The organism is Amycolatopsis sp. H20-H5 (assembly GCF_035828755.1).
In the GTDB taxonomy this organism is placed as follows: Bacteria; Actinomycetota; Actinomycetes; order Mycobacteriales; family Pseudonocardiaceae; genus Amycolatopsis.
The window spans coordinates 29,763-49,223 of the sequence record NZ_JAYMZS010000066.1 but is presented as its reverse complement, the minus strand read 5'-3'; the positions used below and the strand labels follow the sequence as shown (position 1 = coordinate 49,223).

The window sequence follows — 19,461 nt, the reverse complement described above, 5'->3', positions numbered from 1 at the left end:
AGAACTTTCAACAACCCTGGATGCCCAGAGAAGTGATATCCGGTATTAGACCCCGTTTCCAAGGCTTATCCCAAAGTACAGGGCAGATTGCCCACGTGTTACTCACCCGTTCGCCACTAATCCACCCCGAAGAGCTTCATCGTTCGACTTGCATGTGTTAAGCACGCCGCCAGCGTTCGTCCTGAGCCAGGATCAAACTCTCCAACAATGAATTGTTTGATCGAGACTAAATTTGTTCAATGAAGAACAGTATTCTCAATCTCAAAGGAACCTCAAACGAGGTTAAAATACATAAGCTCTACTGGCTTAGTTCACTAGCACACTGTTGAGTTCTCAAGCAACACACCGCAGATCGCGCCCCACCACGAGGCCTTACCTGAAGCGAATTGTTCCTAGCAGTTTGTGTTGGAACACCCACTCAACCAGCCGAAGCTGAGAGCTTGGTTTGTGTCCCGCAGCCACCCGGTTTCCCTGGCGACTTGGAGAACTTTACATGGCCACATACCCCCTGGAACAGGGGGGTACCTCAAGGGATTCGCACGCTTCTGACCTGCGGTGATCATGGAATCCGCGCGCCGCGGGTGGCGATGACGGTCAGCGTGACCAGCGCGGCCACGAGCACCGCGGTGACGTGGATCGGCGCGGGACCGAAAGAAGCGGCCAGCACGAGCACCGCGGTGACAGGGAAGCCGATCGCGATCGGACGGCATTCGTTGGTCGGGCCGATGTGCAGCAGCCACACGCTGAGCAGATAGATCGCGACGGGGATCGTGGTCGCCATCCCGGCCGGCAGACCCGCGATGTGCGCGGTGTGGGTGTCGTAGTCGACCGAGAGCTCCAGTCCGGCACCGATCGCGGCCGCGGAACCGAAGATCAGGAAGTGCCCGTAGCCCCAGCTGGACAACGTCAGCAGGGAAGTGCGACCTCGGGTGATCCGCGCGTGCCCCGGCTGGTCGAAATACAGCCACCACAGGGAGAAGACCAGCACCAGTCCGGCGCCGGCCAGCGAGGCCAGACCGGCGATGTGCTCGCCGTCTGCCATGCCCTCCTTGATGGCGTTGGTCGCGCCGAACACCGATTCGCCCAGCACGATGATGGTGAACAAGCCGTAGCGCTCGGCGATGTGATGCGGGTGCCAGGTCGTCCCGTTGCGCCGTTCGGCGATCATCGGGACCGCGAACTCGGCGAGCACCAGTACGAAGAACGAGGGCAGCGCCCACGACTCCGGCAGGGTCAGCCGAACGATCCAGAGGAGCTGGACGATCGTGATACCGGCGGCGTAGGTCAGCGCGTTGACCCGGTGCTCCGGGTCGGACCTCGCGGCGCGGAGCCACTGGCTGACCATCGCCAGCCTCATGAGCACGTACCCGACCACCATCACCTGGAAGTCGCGCTCGAAGGCACTGTCCACCCCCGCGGCCACCACCAGACCGCCCGCGATCTGGACGAGGGTCGCGATCCGGTAGGGCACGTCGTCGGTGTCGTAGGCCGAGGCGAACCAGCTGAAATTCAGCCAGCCCCACCAGATCGCGAAGAACACCAGCACGAAGCTCAGCACGCCGTGTCCGTAGTGGCCCTCGCCCAGCGCGTGGTGCAGCTGCGCGGCGGCCTGGCCGACCGCGACCACGAAACAGAGGTCGAACAGCAGCTCGAGCGGGGTCGAGACGCGATGGCCTTCCCCGCTGTCGCGCGACCGCATCGGCCGATACCAGACCCGGAGCCGGTTTCCCGGCCGCGACGCCGTCTCGGACATCCCCACGCTCCTCGTGCTCACCCGATGGGATCCGCCGTCATCCCAGCACGATCGGGCGAACTCGGCGCGACGACGGGCCGGAGGTCATGCGGGAGGAAGAGCTCACCGGGAAATGAGAGTGCGGACAGACCCGGCTCCCCTGCCCGGACCTGTCCGCACCTTCGCCTTCACCGCGCTGATCGTGCCGCCGTGGCCGAGTCCAGATGCCGCCGAACGGTCCCCCGCGGACGCCGACGACATGAAACTGGACCGTGACCGTGCGTACCCATTCCGTGGAACTCCGGATAACGCACGATCGAACCGACCGGTAACCCCATCCCCGGGTTGCCGAGCGGAATGCCACTGTAGGTAGCTGAAAAGCCGCAGCCAGGGCTCCATAAGGTCTACTCGGTTGCTCTGAGTAGCGCTAGACCCTGCTGACGCGAGTCACTCGGATGGAGCATTGATTCCTGCTCAGAGTAGCTCTGTCACTAGTCCGGGTGATCATTGTCGAGCAGGGAGCGTTCAACTGCGCTGAATGTCCGCCGACGAGTTCTCAGCCTCGCGCCGGCCCTGTTCCCGCTCGTCGGCCCGCGCACGGTGACGACGGGCCCGCAGTTCCAGGACCGCCAGCACGAGGGCGACCGCGGTGAGCCCGGCGGCGCAGGCCATCGCCACCGACAGCGCGGCGGGGTAGCGACCACCGTCCGGATTCGTCCCGACCACCGAGTGGAACACCGTCGCCAGCACGGCGGTGCCGATCGCCGTGCCCATCCGCTGCCCGGTCTGCAGCGCGCCACCGGCCACCCCGGCCATCGACGTCGGGACGCATTCGAGGCTGAGCGTCGTGTTCGGCGAGATGACCATCCCGCCACCTATCCCGGCCAGCAGAAGGGGCAGGGCGATCACCAGCCCGACGTCACCGGCCGGGACCCGCCCGGCCACCAGCGCGACCACGACCAGCCCGAGAATCACCAGGCTCAGGCCGGTCACCGTCAGCCGCCGCCCGAACCGGGGCACGAGCCGCCCGGCGACCGCCGCGGACACCGCCGAGCCGAGCGCGAACGGGGTGACCGCGAGCCCGGACTGCAGCGGCGTATACCCGAGACCCTGCTGGAAGAACATCGCGAAGACCAGCCAGATCCCGGCGAACCCGCAGAAGTAGATCGCGCCCACTGCCGCGCCGGAGGAGTACCCCGGGGTCTGGGTGAACAGCCGGGTGTCCAGCAGCGGCGAGCGGCCGCAGTGCACGATCCGGTGCTCCCAGCGGATGAACAGGAAGCCGAAAACCACCGCGACGACGAAGAGCCACCAGAGACCGCCGACGTCGGAGTCGATCAGCGGCAGCAGCACCCCGAGCACGGCCACCGCGAGCAGCACCATGCCCACGAAGTCGATCTGCTCAAGCAGCGGGCGACGTTCGGGGCGGGCCTTCGGCAGCAGACGCAGCGCCAGCATGAACGCCAGCACGCCGATCGGGACGTTGACGTAGAACACCCAGCGCCAGCCGTTCGGGTCGCCGAACACGGCCAGGATCACCCCGCCGAGCACCGGGCCGACGGCCGTCGAGATCCCCACCACCGCGCCGAACAGGCCGAACGCCCGACCGCGCTCGGGGCCGCGGAACAGGTCCTGGATCAGGCCGGTGTTCTGCGGGGTCAGCATGCCCGCCGCGCAGCCCTGCGCCAGCCGGGCGATCACCAGCGTCGTCTCGTCCGGGGCGGCGCCCGCGAGCGCGCTGGTCAGGACGAAACCGGCCAGCGCGGCGAGGAACATCCGGCGACGGCCGAGTGCGTCGCCCAGCCGCCCGCCGGTGACCAGCACGAGCCCGAACGCCAGCGCGTAGCCCGAGACGACCCACTGGATTCCGCCGCTGGTGGCGTGCAGGTCCCGCTGGATCGACGGCAGCGCCGTGTTGACGATGCTGACGTCGAGCAGGCCCATGAAACCGGCGGCCAGCGAGACGGCGAGCGCCTTCCAGCGGCGAGGATCGGGTTCGTAGTCGGCCATCAGGTGTTCGCGGTGATCCCGGGGATGCTCTTGAGCTCACCGATCAGCATCGAGCTCACCTTGACCGGGTAGTCGTAGAGGGCGAACACCGTCTGACTCTTGCCGACCAGCTTGAGGTGCACCGGGGTCTCCCCCTTGTGCGCCAGCAGGGCCGACTTCAGCTCGCTGACCACCGACTGGTCGATCTTCTCGGCCGCGGCGAGCAGCACGAGCGGCGGGTCGTCGACGCCGTTGCCGATCTCGGACAGGTCGAGCGGGACCAGGCCGCCGCCGAAGACGGACATCTTGTCCTCGCGCCAGTTGACCCGGCCCTTGACGAGCACCGCGTTGTCCTCGATGAGGTCCGCGGCGAACATCGAGTACGACTTGGCGAAGAACAGGACCTCCAGGGAAGCGTCCATGTCCTCGACCGTGCAGATCGCCCAGGGCTCGCCCTTCTTGTTGACCCGCCGCTCAAGCGCGGTGATCAACCCGGAGATGACCACCTCGCCCTCCTTCGGCGGGTCGTTGAGCAGGCTGGCGATCGCCTTGGGGGCGTGTTTGCGCAGGATCCGCTCGGCGCCGTCCAGCGGGTGCGCCGAGACGTACAGGCCCAGCATCTCCCGCTCGTAGGCGAGCAGCTGCTTGCGCGGGTACTCGTCCTCGCCGAACTTCAGGTGGGCGAGGGGGGAAGAGGACGCGGCCGCCGCGCCATCCCCATCCCCGCCGCCACCGGAGCCGAACAGGTCGAACTGGCCCATCGCCTCTTGGCGCTTGAGTGGGACCACGGCTTCCACCGCGTCCTCGTGCACCTGGATCATCGCCAGGCGCGAGTTGCCGACCGAGTCGAACCCGCCCGCCTTGATCAGCGACTCGATGACCCGCTTGTTGCAGGCCACGAGCTCGGACTTGTCGAGGAAGTCGGTGAAGGAGGAGTACTTCCCCTTCTCCGCGCGGGTCTTGATGATCGAGTCGACGACGTTCGCGCCGACGTTGCGCACCGCGCCCATGCCGAACCGGATGTCGTCCCCGACGGCCGCGAACCTCAGCGCCGACTCGTTGACGTCCGGCGGCAGCACCTTGATGCCGAGGCGGCGGCACTCGGACAGGTAGATCGCGGACTTGTCCTTGTTGTCCCCGACCGACGTGAGCAGCGCGGCCATGTACTCCGGCGTGAAGTTCGCCTTGAGGAACGCCGTCCAGTACGAGATCAGGCCGTACGCGGCCGCGTGGCTCTTGTTGAACGCGTACCCCGCGAACGGGAGGATCGTGTCCCACAGCGCCTTGACCGCTTCGGGCGAGAAGCCGCCGTCGAGCAGCGGGCTGCCCTTCATCCCGGCCTCGAAGCCCTCGTACTCGAGGTCGAGGACTTCCTTCTTCTTCTTACCCATCGCGCGACGCAGCACGTCCGCGCGGCCCATCGAGTACCCGGCCACCTTCTGGCCGATCTGCATGATCTGCTCCTGGTAGACGATCAGGCCGAAGGTGTCGGCCAGGATCTCCTTCAAGGGACCATCGAGCTCGGGGTGGATCGGGCTGACCTTCTGCCGGTTGTTCTTGCGGTCGGCGTAGTCGTTGTGCGCGTTCATGCCCATCGGGCCGGGGCGGTACAGCGCGCCCACCGCCACGATGTCGTCGAACAGGGTCGGCTGCATGCGGCGCAGCAGGTCGCGCATCGGCCCGCCGTCCAGCTGGAACACGCCGAGCGTGTCACCGCGGGACAGCATCTTGTACGTCTCCGGGTCCTCGACACCCAGGGTGTCGAGGTCGATGTCGACCCCGCGGTTGGTCTTGATGTTGTCGATCGCGTCGCCGATGACCGTCAGGTTCCGCAGGCCGAGGAAGTCCATCTTCAGCAGGCCGATGGCCTCGCAGGACGGGTAGTCCCAGCCGGTGATGATCGAGCCGTCGTCACGCTGCCAGAGCGGGATCGCGTTGGTGAGCGGTTCACTCGACATGATGACCGCGCAGGCGTGGACACCGGCGTTGCGGATCAGGCCCTCGAGACCGCGGGCGGTGTCGAAGATCGTCTTGCACTCTTCGTCGGTCTCGACGAGCGCGCGGACCTCGGCGGCCTCGGCGTAGCGCTCGTGGGTCTTGTCGACGATGCCGGAGAGCGGGATGTCCTTCGCCATGATCGGCGGCGGGAGCGCCTTGGAGATCCGGTCGGCGATGGCGTAACCGGGCTGGCCGAAGTGGACCCGCGCGGAGTCCTTGATCGCGGCCTTGGTCTTAATGGTGCCGAAGGTGATGACCTGGGCGACCTTGTCGACGCCGTACTTGTCGGTGGCGTACCGGATCATCTCGCCGCGGCGGCGGTCGTCGAAGTCGATGTCGATATCGGGCATGGACACGCGCTCGGGGTTCAGGAACCGCTCGAACAGCAGTTTCTGCGGGATCGGGTCCAGGTTGGTGATACCCAGCACGTACGCGACCAGCGAACCGGCGGCGGAACCACGGCCGGGGCCGACGCGGATGCCGACGCTGCGGGCGTAGTTGATGAGGTCGGCGACGATGAGGAAGTAGGCCGGGAAGCCCTTCCCGATGATGACGTCGAGCTCGATCTCGATGCGGTCGGCGTAGCCCTCGGGCTCGCCGTCCGGGAAACGCCACTTCAGGCCCTTGTCGACCTCGGCGCGCAGCCAGGTGCCCTGGTCGTAGCCGTCGGGGACCTCAAAGAACGGCAGCCGGTCCTTGTGCGCGTAGACGTCTGCGTAGGACTGGACACGCTCGGCGATCCACAGCGTCGAGTCGGCGGCGCCGGGGACCTCTTTGTCCCAGTACTCGCGCATGTCCTCGGCGGACTTGAGGTAGTAACCGTCACCGTCGAACTTGAAGCGGTTCGGGTCGTTCAGGGTCTTGCCCGCCTGCACGCACAGCAGCGCCGAGTGGGTGTCGGCCTGGTCCTTGGTGACGTAGTGCGAGTCGTTCGTGGCCAGCGGCTTGAGGTCGAGCAGCTTGCCGACCTCGAGCAGCCCCTCACGGACCGAGCGCTCGATCGGCAGCCCGTGGTCCATCAGTTCCAGGAAGAAGTTGTCGGCGCCGAAGATGTCCTTGTAGTCCGACGCGGCCTGGATCGCCGCTTCCTTCTGCCCGAGCCGCAGCCGGGTCTGCACCTCGCCCGACGGGCAGCCGGTGGTCGCGATGATGCCGGTGTGGTTCTCGGAGATCAGCTCGCGGTCCATCCGGGGCTTGCGGTAGTAGCCCTGCATGCTCGCCAGCGAGGAGAGCTTGAACAGGTTCCGCAGGCCGGTGGCGTTCTCGGCGAGCATCGTCATGTGGGTGTACGCACCGGCGCCCGAGACGTCGCCGCCCTCACCCAGTTCGTCCGCGCCGCGCTGGTTCGACTGGCCCCAGAAGACCGGCTTCTTGTGGAAGCGGCTCTCCGGCGCGACGTAGGCCTCGATGCCGATGATCGGCTTCAGCCCGTGCTTGATCGACTGCTGGTAGAACTCGTCGCCGCCGTACATGTTGCCGTGGTCGGTCATCCCGACCGCGGGCATGTTCAGGCGCGCCGCCTCCTTGAACAGGGGGGCGATCTTCGCCGCACCGTCGAGCATCGAGTACTCGGTGTGGACGTGCAGGTGGACGAAGGAATCGTTCGACACCAGCGAAAACCTCCCCTAGGCAGACGGGTCCCGGTCTCCTGACGAAGCGATCGGGACTCTCACCCTATGCCCCGCCCTGAGCGCGGTGCGGCTCTGGGGGATCCTGCCCCTTCGCCGTCCTGGACGCGCCCCGACATGCCGCCGGACCGAGGGTGAAACCCTCCGCCGGGTGATCGTCCGACGGTGAGTGATCGGCCGTGGGCAGCCGGTGAACCCGCGCAGGCACCGGCCCTGTCAGTGTGCGCGTCCGGCTTCACGAGCGCGGCGATCAGAACGGCCACCGCGCGATCACCGCCACGAGGACCAGGATCGCGCAGCCCAGGATCCAGAACGGCCCGGGGCGCTTCGGCGAGCCGGGTCCGGCGCGCGCGCCCGGAGGTCACGCGCCGAGAGTTCGAGCCGGTGGTGTCCACGGTGCGGGCGAAGTGGCCGTCAACGGACAGACGTGACGCGCGGCCCAGCCTTCGCGACCGCAGCGGCGGGCGCTTGGACGGGCCGGTAGTCCGGGAGCTGGGCCTGCGGTGGCGCGTCCGCGGCGGCCGTGCCCCAGGTGGTGTTCGGCTGGGTGGACAGGTCGTAGGAGATCGTGCCGCCGTTGGCGACGAAGGCCTCCGATACCCATGGCCGACTCGTAGCCATGCCGTTGACCTGGACGTTCTGCACGTAGAAGGTGGCCGCCGAGGCGCGTGGGGCGTCGATGGTGATGGTCGCGCCGTTGCCGCGGTGCACGACCGCCTTCGGGAACAGCGGGCTCGCCAGCACCAGGTCGGCGCGGCTCGGGATCTGCGGGAACATGCCGAGCGCGGCGAAGACGTACCAAGAGGACATGGTCCCGAGGTCGTCGTTGCCGGGCAGGCCGTCGGTGCCCGCGCCGTACACGGTGGTGACGAGCTGGCGCACGGTCTCCTGGGTCTTCCACGGCCGCTGGAGGTAGTCGTAGAGCCAGGGCGCGTTGATGTCGGGCTCGTTGCCGGGGTTGTAGCGCTCGTCGTCGAGGCCCTTGAGCGCCCAGTTGCCCGCGGCGTCGTGGAAGAAGGCGTCGAGCCGGGTGACGGTCGGCTGCGTGCCGCCGAGTGCCTGGCCGAGGCCGCGCACGTCGTGCGACGCCATCCAGGTGTACTGCGAGCTGCTGCCCTCGACGAAACCGACGTCGGTCGTCGGGGTGAACGGGACCACCCAGGAGCCGTCGGCGTTGCGGGCCTGCAGGTAGCCACCGTGTTCGGTGGCCTTCGGGTTGAAAACGTCACGGTAATAGCTCGACCGTGCTAAAAAAGCCGCCCGCTCGGGATCGCGGCCGAGCCGGGACGCCCAGTCCGAGAGCGCGTAGTCGGCGACGGAGTCTTCGAGCGTCTCCGCGGCCGAGCCCCAGCAGTGGCACGCGTTGTCGGGCGCGTAGTGGAGCTTGAGGTAGTCGGCGAGGCCGGGCCGCTGGCCGACGCACTGGATCGCGCAGCCGTTGTCGGCCGAATCGTGCGCCGTCGGGATCGTCGCCGCGCGGACCAGCGAGTCGAAGGCGCCCTTGACGTCGAAGCCGGTCGCGCCGAAGGCGTACATCCCGGCCAGCGCGGGCGCCGACGGGTCGCCGCTCATCACATGGGTGCCGCCGTTGTTGTGCAGCCAGCGGTCCCATTCGCCGCCGTTCTGCCCGGCGAAGTTGTAGAGGGACTGCGCGTAGTCACCCGCCCGCGCGGGGTCGAGGAACGCGAGCAGCTGCACCTGCGCGCGGTAGACGTCCCAGCCGGAGAAGGTGCCGTACTGCGCTTTCTGGCCCTTCGCGAGTTTGTGGGTCTCGCGGTCGCTACCGAGGTACTCGCCGTTGACGTCGTTGAACAGGCTCGGCTGCTGGAACGCGTGGTAGAGCGCGGTGTAGAAGGTCGTGAGCTGCGCGTGCGTGCCGCCGCCGACGGAGATCCGGTTGAGCTCGGTCTGCCAGGCCTTGCGGGCGTCCGAGCGGACCTGGCCGAACGACGTGCCTGCGGGCAGTTCGGTGTCGACGTTGCTCTGGGCGTTGCGAGCGCTGACGTACGAGATGCCGATCTTCGCCGTGACCGGGCCCTTGCTCGCGTCGAAACCGACGTAGCCGCCGGAGCCCTTGCCCGGCCGCGCGGCATCGGTGAAGCCCTCTCCGCCGGTCGCCCGGCTGGTGCCGGGTCGCAGCGTGCCGTCGACCCAGGTGCCCTGTCCGATGATCGGCTGGTCGAACTGGACGCTGAAATGCAGCGTGTAGTACGAGCGCTGGTTCTCCTCGCCACCGGTGGTGCGTCCGCAAAAGCCGCCGGAGTCCACCGAACCGGTCACCCGGTTGTGTACCGCGTCGATCTGGATCGAGGCGTCCTTGCTGCCCGGCAGGGAGTTCGAGGTGCGGAACAGCAGGTTCGCGGGCTTGTCCCGCGGGAAGCTGAACCTCCCGAGGCCCGCGCGGTCGGTGACGGCGAGATCGACGCCGACGCCGTTGTCGAGCCCGACCTGGTAGTGGCCCGGCTCGGCGGTCTCGTTGGCGTGCGAGAAGGAGCTCGCGAAGACCTCGTCCTTGCTGTCCGCCGACGGCGAGGTCCGCACGTCGCCGGGGAACGGCATGATCGGTACGTCACCGGAGGCCCCCGGCGTGCAGCCGGTGCCGTTGAGATGCGTAAGGCTGAAGCCGCGCAGGCGGGTCACGTCGTACTGGTAGCCACCCGCCGCGCCGGAACCCGCCTGGTTGCCCTTGGTCGTGGTCGGGCTCCAGGCGATCATCCCGAACGGCCGGGTCGCGCCCGGGTACACGTTGCCCGCGTTGGTGGTGCCGATCATCGGATCGACGTACGAGACGGGGTCGGCGACCAGCAGCGTGGTCGCTCCGGCTGGCGTCGTGGTCCCGGCCAGCAGGGTGGCCCCCAGCAGCGCAGTGAGCAGTCTCCGGGCACGCATGCGCCAACCTCCAGGCAGGTGACAACGGCCTGACAACGTTGTCAGGTATTCACTGCCCGTGACGCTACCGACACGCGAATTCGCCGGTCAACGAGCTGCGCCGGTTCTGTCCTGTTGTCAGGGCTCGATGTCAGGGCCCAATGTCGGCGCCCGGGAGACTCACCCCGAGCGAGCGGTGCCGGTGCTCAAGCTCCTGGAGCTCAGCCCTCGCGTTTGACCGCGCCGAGGAACGCAGACCAGCCGCACCCGTCGACGGCGAGAACGCCGCTGTGACGGTCTTTCGTGTCACGCACGGCCACCACCGCACCGAGCTTCACCTCGACACAGTCCTGTGTTTCCGTACTCTTGCTTGACTTGAACCACGGACCAGGGCTAAGAGAGGTCATTTCGTCTCCATTTCAGTCAGCAGATCCGTGATGAGCTCGCGAGTGGCCTCGATGCTCATCGCCTTTTCCCTCACTGTCTCGGCAGCTCGCCGATAGCCTGCGACATCGTCAGCGTCATGCAAGATCAGCCCGCTTCGCTGCATTTCCAAGCTGACGATCGACGGCGCCTCATCGGAATCAAGCAAGATGTAGGAACCGGTCAGCGCGGGGGTGAAACCCGCCGAAAACGGCACAACGCGAATTTCGACGTTGGGCAGGTCAGACATCTCCAGCAGATAGCGCAACTGATCCGCCATGATCTGCCGACTACCGACAATGCGACGAATGGCAGCTTCGTCGAGAAGGACATCGAGACGCGCGGGGTCACGGCGAGTGATGAGGTCGCGTCGCCCGATGCGCATCGCGACCCGCTCATCAATTTCGTCCACGGGCACATCGCCTTCAGTCATCATCGAGCGAATGAAGTCACTCGTCTGAAGGACGCCGGGAATGAGCAATGGCGCCACGTGGGTGACTTTCGTGGCGGTGCGCTCAGCGGCCAGCAACGCGGCGAGCTGCTGACGTCGTTCGGGCAATGTGACGGCCAGCCACTGAGCGTGGCCAGCACCGTTCGCCACCGCCATCAGATCGGCCGCTTCGTCGCCCTCGATGCCGAGCGCCTCGATGATCTCGGCGACATCCTCGGGCTTGGCTGTCCGCTCGCCGGACTCCCACCGGGACACGAGGCCGGACGCCCGGCCGATCAGCTCGGACAGTTTCCGCTGGGAGATCCCGCGCTCTTCGCGCGTCGACTTCAGGGCGGCACCGAGGGCGATCGCGGTCTGAGTTCGAGTGCTGCCAGCCATGCACCACATGTTATGGCACGTCCACGGCCACCCCAGCATCACCCGAACGTGCCATTGCGGCTCGACGATGCCAGCGATGACATTGATGTCAATCACTGGCGGCAGTTGTCATAGTGGAGGTTTCGGTGGATGGCCTGAGATGGCGGTCGAGCCTGATCGCGCCGGCGCGGACAGTGGGGGGACGATCCAGTCAGGTCGTGGTGGGACTGCTCATCGTCGGCGCGGACAGGCCACAGGTGGCGTTGCGCGTCGGCGACGGCGAGCCCGTCATCCTGCCCACCCAGGCCTCGGCCGAGCTGATCGCGAACATCCGGCAGGTCCTCCGGGAGCGAACCTGATGGACGTTTCCCGCGAACGGCGTTTCTTCCACGGCGACGGACTGGTCCACCGCTACCCGGCGGACGAACTGGCTGATCCCGGCCGGTTCTGGCTGATCCCGGCCTGCGACGCGTACTCGGACCGCGGGCTGCGTCACCGGTCCGAGCAGATCGACTTCGACGGCCCGGTCGACGGCCGCGCCGAGTGCGCCGCTTGCGGCGAGGTCATCAACGAGCGGGGCGACCGGTGACCGCCCGGATCTACGTCGACCTCGACCGGGTCCACCCGGTGTTCGACGGGCGCTGGCACCGCGCCCACCTGCGCCGGATGCCGGACCCCGGCGAGGAGATCACGACCCTGTGCGGCCGGGTCGAACCGGTCGCGTACGGCGCCCTGGCCGAGCGCGCGTCACTGTTGCTGACCTGCTGGGGCTGCGATCTCGTCTACCGGCGGCAGCTGGGCATCGCCGTGCCGCGCGATCATCCGGGTCTCGACGGAGGTCGATGAGACCGAATCCGGTTGACAACCCGAACGGGGTTCAGCAGAGTTCAACACTGTTGAAGTCCGGTCGGATGAAGGGGCACCGATGATCGACCTGCGAGCCATGAACCACCGCGTGATCGCGGACTTCCGCGCGAACGGCGGCCAGGGCGACGGGCCTCCGACGCTGCTGCTCACCACCACCGGCTCGCGCACCGGGAACCCGCACACGACCCCGATGCTCTACCTCGCCGACGGCGGCCGGTTCGTCGTGTTCGCCGCGAACGGCGGCGCGCCCGGCCACCCGGACTGGCACCGGAACCTGACGGCCCAGCCGCTCGTCACGGTAGGCGAACGGCGAGACGTTCGAAGCACGGGCGGCCGAAGTGGCCGATGACGAGCGGGAACGGCTGTTCGCCGCCCAGGCGGCGGCGTTCCCGAAGCTGGCCGAACACCAGGCCAAGACCGCTCGGCCGTTCCCGGTGATCGCACTGAGCCGCGGATGACGACGGTCGCCCACGACTGCGGCTTCACCTCCACGGCGCGGACCTGGGCAGCGAGCGTGCATGCGCGCGCGGCCCGGCAACGAGTGAACGACCACGTGACGGCGTCGCGGCGATTTCGCCGGTGACCGACCTGACGCTGCCGGGCGCGTCGTTCACGACCACGCGACCGCCGACATCATCAGGCTGCGACGGACTCACTGAATCCGTCGCCGCCTGACTGGGCAGCAGGGCGCCGGGCCGTGCCACGCAGTCCCCCGCGCCCGGCAGGTTCGGTCTCCCCACGCTGGCCGGGCACGGACGAGCTCCTGCCAGAGGACGCGGCTGGCCTGGCCGGGGAACCCGACCTCCGGACCTGCCAGAGCGCTCACCACGGGCTTCCCATTCCTGGCCGCCACCTGGGTGCGCGCACTCTCGCCCCGAAGTTAACCGTCACTAACACTTGACAACGTGTCCACCGGGACACAGGATCTCGTCTCATGAACCTGTCTGACAGCCAGACAGCCGGACAGGGTCTCCGGCGAGTGAGTGCCATGGAGGCCGTCCTGGCCTATCTCCGCGGCGGGATCGAGCGGGGCGACTACGCCGTCGGCGACAAACTGCCCTCTGAAGTGAGCCTCGCGAAAGAGTTCGAGGTCAGCCGGTCGGTCATCCGGGAGGCGCTGCGCGGGCTACAGGCGCTCGGCCTGACTGTCTCGCGCACCGGCATCGGCACTTTCGTGACCGCGGACGGTCCCGCGGAGAACCCGACCTTCGGGCCGTACTCGGCCCGCGACCTGTTCGAGGTCCGCCGCCACGTCGAAATCCCGGTCGCCGGCTACGCGGCGCTGCGGCGCAGCTCCGACGACCTCGACCTGCTCGGGCACCTGATCGAGCGGATGGACCTCGAAACCGACAACACCGCCTGGGTCGCGCTGGACTCGCTGTTCCACATCACCATCGCCCAGGCCTCGGGCAACCCCGTGTTCGGCAAGGTCATCGAAGAGATCCGCGACGCCCTCGCGCGGCAGTCCTCGTTTCTCAACCAGCTGGGCGACCGCCGCGGGCGGTCGAACGTCGAGCACCGGCGGATCGTGACCGCGATCGCCGAAAGCTCCGAACAGTCGGCGATCGACGCGATGACTGATCACCTGCAGCACGTCGAGGACACCCTCACCACCATCGTGCGGCCTGGCCACGCGAAAGACCCGAACGGGGACGAGTAACACCGTGACCGACCAGATCACCCACCAACCCGGCCAAAAATCCCAGCACGTCGACGCCGGCGACGCGGGCTACAGCAAGTCGCTGAAAGCCCGGCACATCAACATGATCGCCATCGGCGGCGCGATCGGCACCGGGCTGTTCCTCGGCGCGGGCGGACGTCTCGCGCAGGCTGGCCCCGCGCTCGCGATCGTCTACGCCGTGTGCGGGCTCTTCGCGTTCTTCGTGGTGCGCGCGCTCGGCGAGCTGATCCTGCACCGCCCGTCCTCAGGCGCTTTCGTGTCCTACGCGCGGGAGTTCATGGGCGAGAAGGGCGCGTTCGTCGCGGGCTGGATGCACTTCCTCAACTGGTCGACCACCGGTATCGCCGACATCACCGCGATCGCGCTGTACGCGCACTTCTGGTCGTTCTTCACGCCGATCCCGCAATGGGTGCTCGCGCTGATCGCGCTGGCGGTCGTGCTGACGCTGAACCTCGTTTCGGTGAAACTGTTCGGCGAGATGGAGTTCTGGTTCGCCATCATCAAGGTCGCCGCGCTGGTGATCTTCATGCTGATCGGCATTTTCCTGCTGGTCACCCAGCACCCGATCGACGGCGCCACGCCCGGCCCGCAGCTGATCGCCGACCACGGCGGAATCTTCCCCGCGGGCATCATCCCGATGATCCTGATCGTGCAGGGCGTCGTGTTCGCCTACGCCGCGATCGAGCTGGTCGGCGTCGCCGCGGGTGAAACCGAGAACCCCGAGAAGATCATGCCGAAGGCGATCAACTCGATCATGTGGCGGATCGCCGTCTTCTACGTCGGCTCCGTCGTCCTGCTGGCGATGCTCATGCCGTGGGACGCCTATAACAGAAAGGAAAGCCCGTTCGTCACCGTGCTCTCGCACATCGGCGTGCCGTCCGCGGGCAGCGTGATGAACCTCGTGGTGCTCACCGCCGCGATGTCGAGCCTCAACTCCGGTCTGTATTCCACCGGCCGCATCCTGCGCTCGATGTCGATGGCCGGGTCGGCGCCGAGGTTCACCGGGGTGATGAACAAGAACCAGGTGCCCTACGGCGGGATCCTGCTCACCGCGTCCGTCTGTGTGCTGGGTGTAGGCCTGAACTACCTGGTGCCCGCGGAGGCCTTCGAGATCGTGCTGAACTTCGCCGCGATCGGCATCCTCGCGACCTGGGCGATCATCATCATCTGTCACCTCCTGTTCGTCCGTCGTGCCAAGGAGGGCAAGCTGACGCGCCCGAGCTTCCAGCTGCCGGGTTCGCCGGTCACCGAGATCGTCACGCTGGTGTTCCTGGCCGGGGTCGTAGTGCTGATGGGCTTCGACGAGACCGGCCGCATCACCCTGCTGGCACTGCCGGTCATCGCGCTGGCGCTGGTCGCGGGCTGGTTCGGTGTCCGTAAGCGCATCGACATGAGCGCGTTCGAGAAGGCGGACTCGTGACCGGCGCTCCCGAGATCCGCACGCCCGTCCACGAGCCGCTCGTGCACCTGATGCGCGAGGGCATGGTCGAAGGCGTGCACCACGGCTCGGCGCTCGTGCTGGGGCCGGACCGCTCGACGCTGTTCCAGGCGGGCGACGCCGAAGTGGCGTTCTACCCGCGTTCCGCGGCGAAACCGTTGCAGGCAACGGCGATGCTCAGGCTCGGGACCCCGCTGGACACAGCCGCGACGGCGTTGAGCGCGGCGAGTCACTCCGGTGAGCGTTTCCACCTCGAGAAGGTGCGTGCCGTGCTCGGGGAATTCGGCTTCACCGAGGACGACCTCCGCACGCCGGAGGACCTCCCGTTCGACGTGGCCGAGCGCGAGGCGTGGATCGCCGCCGGGCGGGCGCCGAGCCGGATCGCGCACAACTGTTCCGGCAAGCACGCGGCGATGCTCGCGACCTGCCGGGTCAACGGCTGGTCCACCGCGGACTATCTCGACCCCGGACACCCGCTGCAGCGGGCCATCGCGGACACGGTGGCGGACCTGACCGGGCAGCCGATCGCCAAGGTAGCCGTCGACGGCTGCGGCGCGCCGCTGTTCGCGCTGTCGCTGCGTGGCCTGGCAACGGCGATCGGCAAGATCGCCGCCGGCGGCCCGGAGACCGCCGAAGGGCTTGTCGCACAGGCGATCCGGCAGCACCCCGAGCTGGTCGCCGGGACCCGGCGGGACGTGACCGCGTTGATGAAGGCGGTACCCGGCCTGATCGCCAAGGACGGCTTCGAGGCGGTCCAGGTCGCCGCGCTGCCCGACGGCACCGCGGTCGCGATCAAGATCGCCGACGGCGCCGACCGCGCGCGTAAGCCCGTGCTCGCGGCGGCGCTCGCGCTCTGCGGCGTCGACCGCGCCGCCCTCGCCCACTTCTCCGGCGACGCGAACCTGCGCGTCACCGGCACCTTGGCCGACCACTCCCCTTCGAACACGGAAAGCCGGATATGAGCACCCGAGTCGAGCACGACCTGCTGGGGGACAAGGACGTTCCCGCCGACGCCTACTGGGGCGTGCACACCGCCAGGGCGCGGGAGAACTTCCCCATCACCGGCACCACGATCTCGGCGTACCCGCACCTGATCGAGGCGCTCGCGTCGGTCAAGGAGGCCGCCGCCCGCGCGAACGCCGAACTCGGCCTGCTCAGCCCGGAGATCGCGGACGCCATCGTGGGCGCGTGCCGGGAGATTCGCGGCGGCGCCCTGCACGGCGAGTTCGTCGTCGACGTCATCCAGGGCGGTGCCGGGACCTCGACGAACATGAACGCCAACGAGGTGATCGCGAACCGGGCGCTGGAGCTGCTCGGCCACGCCAAGGGCGACTACGCCCGCGTACACCCGAACGAGCAAGTGAACCTCAGCCAGTCGACCAACGACGCGTACCCCACCGCGGTGAACGTCGCGACGATCATCGCGGTGCGCGAGCTGTCCGAAGCGATGATCGTGCTGCAGGAGGCGTTCGCGGCGAAGGCCGTCGAGTTCCACGACCTGCTGAAGATGGGCCGCACGCAGCTGCAGGACGCCGTGCCGATGACGCTGGGCCAGGAGTTCGGCACCTACGCGGTGATGCTCGGCGAGGACCGGCTGCGGCTGACCGAGGCCGTCACCCTGCTGCACGAGATCAATCTTGGCGCCACCGCGATCGGCACCGGCCTGAACGCGCCCGAGGGCTACGCCGAGCTGGCTTGCCGCCATCTCGCGGAGATCACCGGGCTGCCGGTGGTCACCGCGGCCGACCTGATCGAGGCGACCCAAGACTGCGGCGCCTTCGTTCACCTGTCCGGGGTGCTCAAGCGCATCGCGGTGAAGCTGTCCAAGAGCTGCAACGACCTCCGGCTGCTCTCGTCCGGCCCGCGTGCCGGACTCAACGAGATCAACCTGCCGCCGGTGCAGGCGGGGTCGTCGATCATGCCCGGCAAGATCAACCCGGTCATCCCCGAAGTGGTCAATCAGGTCGCCTTCGAGGTGATCGGCAACGACGTCGCGATCACCATGGCCGCCGAGGCCGGGCAGCTGCAGCTCAACGCGTTCGAGCCGCTGATCCTGCACTCGCTCTCCGAGAGCATCACCCACCTGCGGTCGGCATGTGTGGTGCTCGCGCAGCGGTGCGTCTCCGGCATCACCGCCAACCCCGCGGTCATGCGCGGCTACGTGGAGAACTCGATCGGGCTGGTGACGGCGCTGAACCCCAGCATCGGCTACGCGGCGGTGACCGAGATCGCCAAGGAGGCGCTGGAAACCGGGCGCGGGGTGGCCGAGCTGGTCATCGAACGGGGGCTGCTGCCCGCGGAAAGGCTGGCCGAACTGCTCAAGCCGGAGACACTCGCGAAGCTCAGGTAACGTCGAAACCGGGGGGAGCTTGATCATCCGTGGCGAAAGGCGACCTCACGTGCTGGAAAGACTAGTCGACCGGGTGCTCGGCCTGCCCGAGGCCGAAGTACCCAACCCCGTCGTACTGCGGGACCTCGAGATCCCGATGCCCGACGGCGTGCGGCTGCTCGCCGACCGGCACACGACGCCGGGCGGCGAGCCGAGGCCGGTCGTGCTGATCCGCACCCCGTACGGCAGGCGAGGGCTGCTCAGCAAGCTGTTCGGCCAGTCCTTCGCCCGCCGCGGGCTGCAGACGGTCATCCAGAGCACGCGCGGCACGTTCGGCTCCGGTGGGGAATTCCGCCCGTTCCACCTCGAACGCGAGGACGGGCTGGCGACGATCGACTGGCTGCGGGCGCAGCCGTGGTGCGACGGCAGGCTCGCCATGGCGGGCGCCAGCTATCTCGGCCACACGCAATGGGCCGTGGCCGGGTACCTCGACCCGCCGCTCGAAGCGATGTGCCTGGCCATCACCGCCTCCGAGTTCACGTCCGCCTTCTACCCCGGCGGGGTGCTCGCGGCCGACGACATGGTGTCGTGGTCCGCGCTGATCGGGCGTCAGGAAGAACGGTTCGCGGGGCTGCCCAACCCGGTGCAGGACAGGCGGACCCGCCGGGCGATGGCGCACCTGCCGGTCAACGCCGCCGACGTCGCCGCGATCGGCAGGCCGGTGCGGTTCCTGCAGGACGTCGCGGCGCACGGCGAACCCGGTGACGAGTTCTGGGCACCGTCCGACCATCGCGGGACCGTCGCCGGGCTGACGACGCCGACGAGCATGGTGACCGGCTGGTACGACCTGTTCCTTTCCGGGCAGCTGCGCGACTTCAAGGAACTCCGGGCGGCCGGGCGGACCAGCCGGATCACGATCGGGCCCTGGTCCCACGGCGAGCCGGCGAGCCTGAAGACGTTGATCGGCGACCAGGTCTCCTGGCTTTCGGCGCATCTGCTGGACGATCGCAGCCAGCTCCAGCAGTCCCCGGTCCGGCTCTACCTGCAGCAGGCGTCGCGGTGGCTCGACTTCGACCACTGGCCGCCGAAGTCCACCGCCACCCCGCTGTACCTGCGCTCGATCGGGGGACTGGCGCACGAACCCGCCGAGTCGACGCCCGACCGGTTCACCTACGACCCGGCGGACCCGACGCCGTCGGTCGGCGGCCCGCTGCTGATGGGCGCCAACAAGCAGCGCGACAACCAGGCGGTCGAGGCGCGCGACGACGTGCTGGTGTTCACCGGCACCCCACTCGACAACGACCTCGACGTCATCGGCGAGGTGAGCGCGAGGGTGTACTTGCGCACCGATCTCGGGCACGCGGACGTGTTCGTGCGGCTGTGCGACGTCGACAAGCGGGGCGTCTCGCGCAACGTCACCGACGGCATCCTGCGGCTGCGCCCGGGTGCGCCGGAGGCCGACGCGGACGGTGTCGTGACGGCCGAGGTCTCGCTGTCCCCGACGGCGTACCGGTTCCGGCGCGGGCACCGGCTGCGGCTGCAGGTCGCCGGTGGCGCGTTCCCCCGGTTCGTCCGCAACCACGGCACGGGCCAGCCGGCGGGCGAGGCCGTCGACGGGAAACCGTGCCGGTTCGAGCTGTTCCACGATCCCGCGCGTCCGTCACAGATCACGCTGCCGGTCTTCACCGGCTGACCCCACC

The 19,461-nt window shown here is 68.1% G+C and carries 14 protein-coding genes, 1 rRNA gene and 1 pseudogene; 9 read left to right on the top strand and 7 right to left on the bottom strand.

Annotated elements, in window-relative coordinates:
• From QMK34_RS29665 to QMK34_RS29635, 7 genes are all read right to left on the bottom strand, one after another.
• Positions 1-208 (bottom strand): 16S ribosomal RNA (locus tag QMK34_RS29665); the annotation flags it as partial.
• Positions 209-559: 351 nt separating this feature from the next.
• On the bottom strand, positions 560-1,753 hold the full coding sequence (locus QMK34_RS29660; protein WP_326417799.1) for a low temperature requirement protein A: 1,194 nt from the start codon (positions 1,751-1,753) through the stop codon (positions 560-562).
• Positions 1,754-2,257: 504 nt separating this feature from the next.
• Positions 2,258-3,742, bottom strand: coding sequence for an MFS transporter (locus QMK34_RS29655; RefSeq protein WP_326417798.1), 1,485 nt, complete (start codon positions 3,740-3,742; stop codon positions 2,258-2,260).
• Positions 3,742-7,329 (bottom strand): DNA polymerase III subunit alpha, encoded by a 3,588-nt coding sequence (gene dnaE / locus QMK34_RS29650; RefSeq protein ID WP_326417797.1) that lies wholly within the window; start codon positions 7,327-7,329, stop codon positions 3,742-3,744. Before dnaE ends, QMK34_RS29655 begins: the two co-directional genes overlap by 1 nt.
• A gap of 432 nt (positions 7,330-7,761) precedes the next feature.
• Positions 7,762-10,236: a GH92 family glycosyl hydrolase gene (locus tag QMK34_RS29645; protein WP_326417796.1), complete on the bottom strand. Its 2,475-nt coding sequence runs from the start codon at positions 10,234-10,236 to the stop codon at positions 7,762-7,764.
• 200 nt (positions 10,237-10,436) lie between these two features.
• The gene (locus QMK34_RS29640) at positions 10,437-10,622 is read right to left on the bottom strand and encodes a DUF397 domain-containing protein (protein WP_326417795.1); all 186 of its coding nucleotides are present in this window, start codon (positions 10,620-10,622) and stop codon (positions 10,437-10,439) included.
• Positions 10,619-11,563 (bottom strand): helix-turn-helix domain-containing protein, encoded by a 945-nt coding sequence (locus QMK34_RS29635; protein ID WP_326417794.1) that lies wholly within the window; start codon positions 11,561-11,563, stop codon positions 10,619-10,621. The genes QMK34_RS29640 and QMK34_RS29635 overlap by 4 nt, the downstream gene beginning before the upstream one ends.
• Positions 11,564-11,664: 101 nt before the next feature.
• On the opposite strand from QMK34_RS29635, the gene QMK34_RS29630 reads away from it, so the two are divergent.
• The 9 genes and pseudogenes from QMK34_RS29630 (at position 11,665) to QMK34_RS29585 (ending at position 19,454) form a co-directional block, all read left to right on the top strand.
• Entirely contained in the window at positions 11,665-11,805 is a 141-nt protein-coding gene (locus QMK34_RS29630) for a hypothetical protein (RefSeq protein ID WP_326417793.1), read from the top strand.
• Positions 11,805-12,035, top strand: a complete 231-nt coding sequence (locus QMK34_RS29625) for a hypothetical protein (RefSeq protein WP_326417792.1) — start codon at positions 11,805-11,807, stop codon at positions 12,033-12,035. Before QMK34_RS29630 ends, QMK34_RS29625 begins: the two co-directional genes overlap by 1 nt.
• Positions 12,032-12,292: a zinc finger protein gene (locus QMK34_RS29620; protein WP_326417791.1), complete on the top strand. Its 261-nt coding sequence runs from the start codon at positions 12,032-12,034 to the stop codon at positions 12,290-12,292. The genes QMK34_RS29625 and QMK34_RS29620 overlap by 4 nt, the downstream gene beginning before the upstream one ends.
• Positions 12,293-12,371: 79 nt before the next feature.
• A pseudogene (locus QMK34_RS29615) lies at positions 12,372-12,771 on the top strand (nitroreductase/quinone reductase family protein).
• A gap of 530 nt (positions 12,772-13,301) precedes the next feature.
• Entirely contained in the window at positions 13,302-13,973 is a 672-nt protein-coding gene (locus tag QMK34_RS29605) for a FadR/GntR family transcriptional regulator (RefSeq protein ID WP_326417806.1), read from the top strand.
• A gap of 103 nt (positions 13,974-14,076) precedes the next feature.
• On the top strand, positions 14,077-15,414 hold the full coding sequence (locus tag QMK34_RS29600; RefSeq protein ID WP_326417805.1) for an amino acid permease: 1,338 nt from the start codon (positions 14,077-14,079) through the stop codon (positions 15,412-15,414).
• Between the two features lie 50 nt (positions 15,415-15,464).
• Positions 15,465-16,394, top strand: coding sequence for an asparaginase (locus tag QMK34_RS29595; RefSeq protein ID WP_326417804.1), 930 nt, complete (start codon positions 15,465-15,467; stop codon positions 16,392-16,394).
• Positions 16,391-17,782 (top strand): aspartate ammonia-lyase, encoded by a 1,392-nt coding sequence (locus tag QMK34_RS29590; protein ID WP_326417788.1) that lies wholly within the window; start codon positions 16,391-16,393, stop codon positions 17,780-17,782. Before QMK34_RS29595 ends, QMK34_RS29590 begins: the two co-directional genes overlap by 4 nt.
• Before the next feature lie 49 nt (positions 17,783-17,831).
• Positions 17,832-19,454, top strand: coding sequence for a CocE/NonD family hydrolase (locus QMK34_RS29585; RefSeq protein ID WP_326417787.1), 1,623 nt, complete (start codon positions 17,832-17,834; stop codon positions 19,452-19,454).
• Positions 19,455-19,461: the final 7 nt, after the last annotated feature.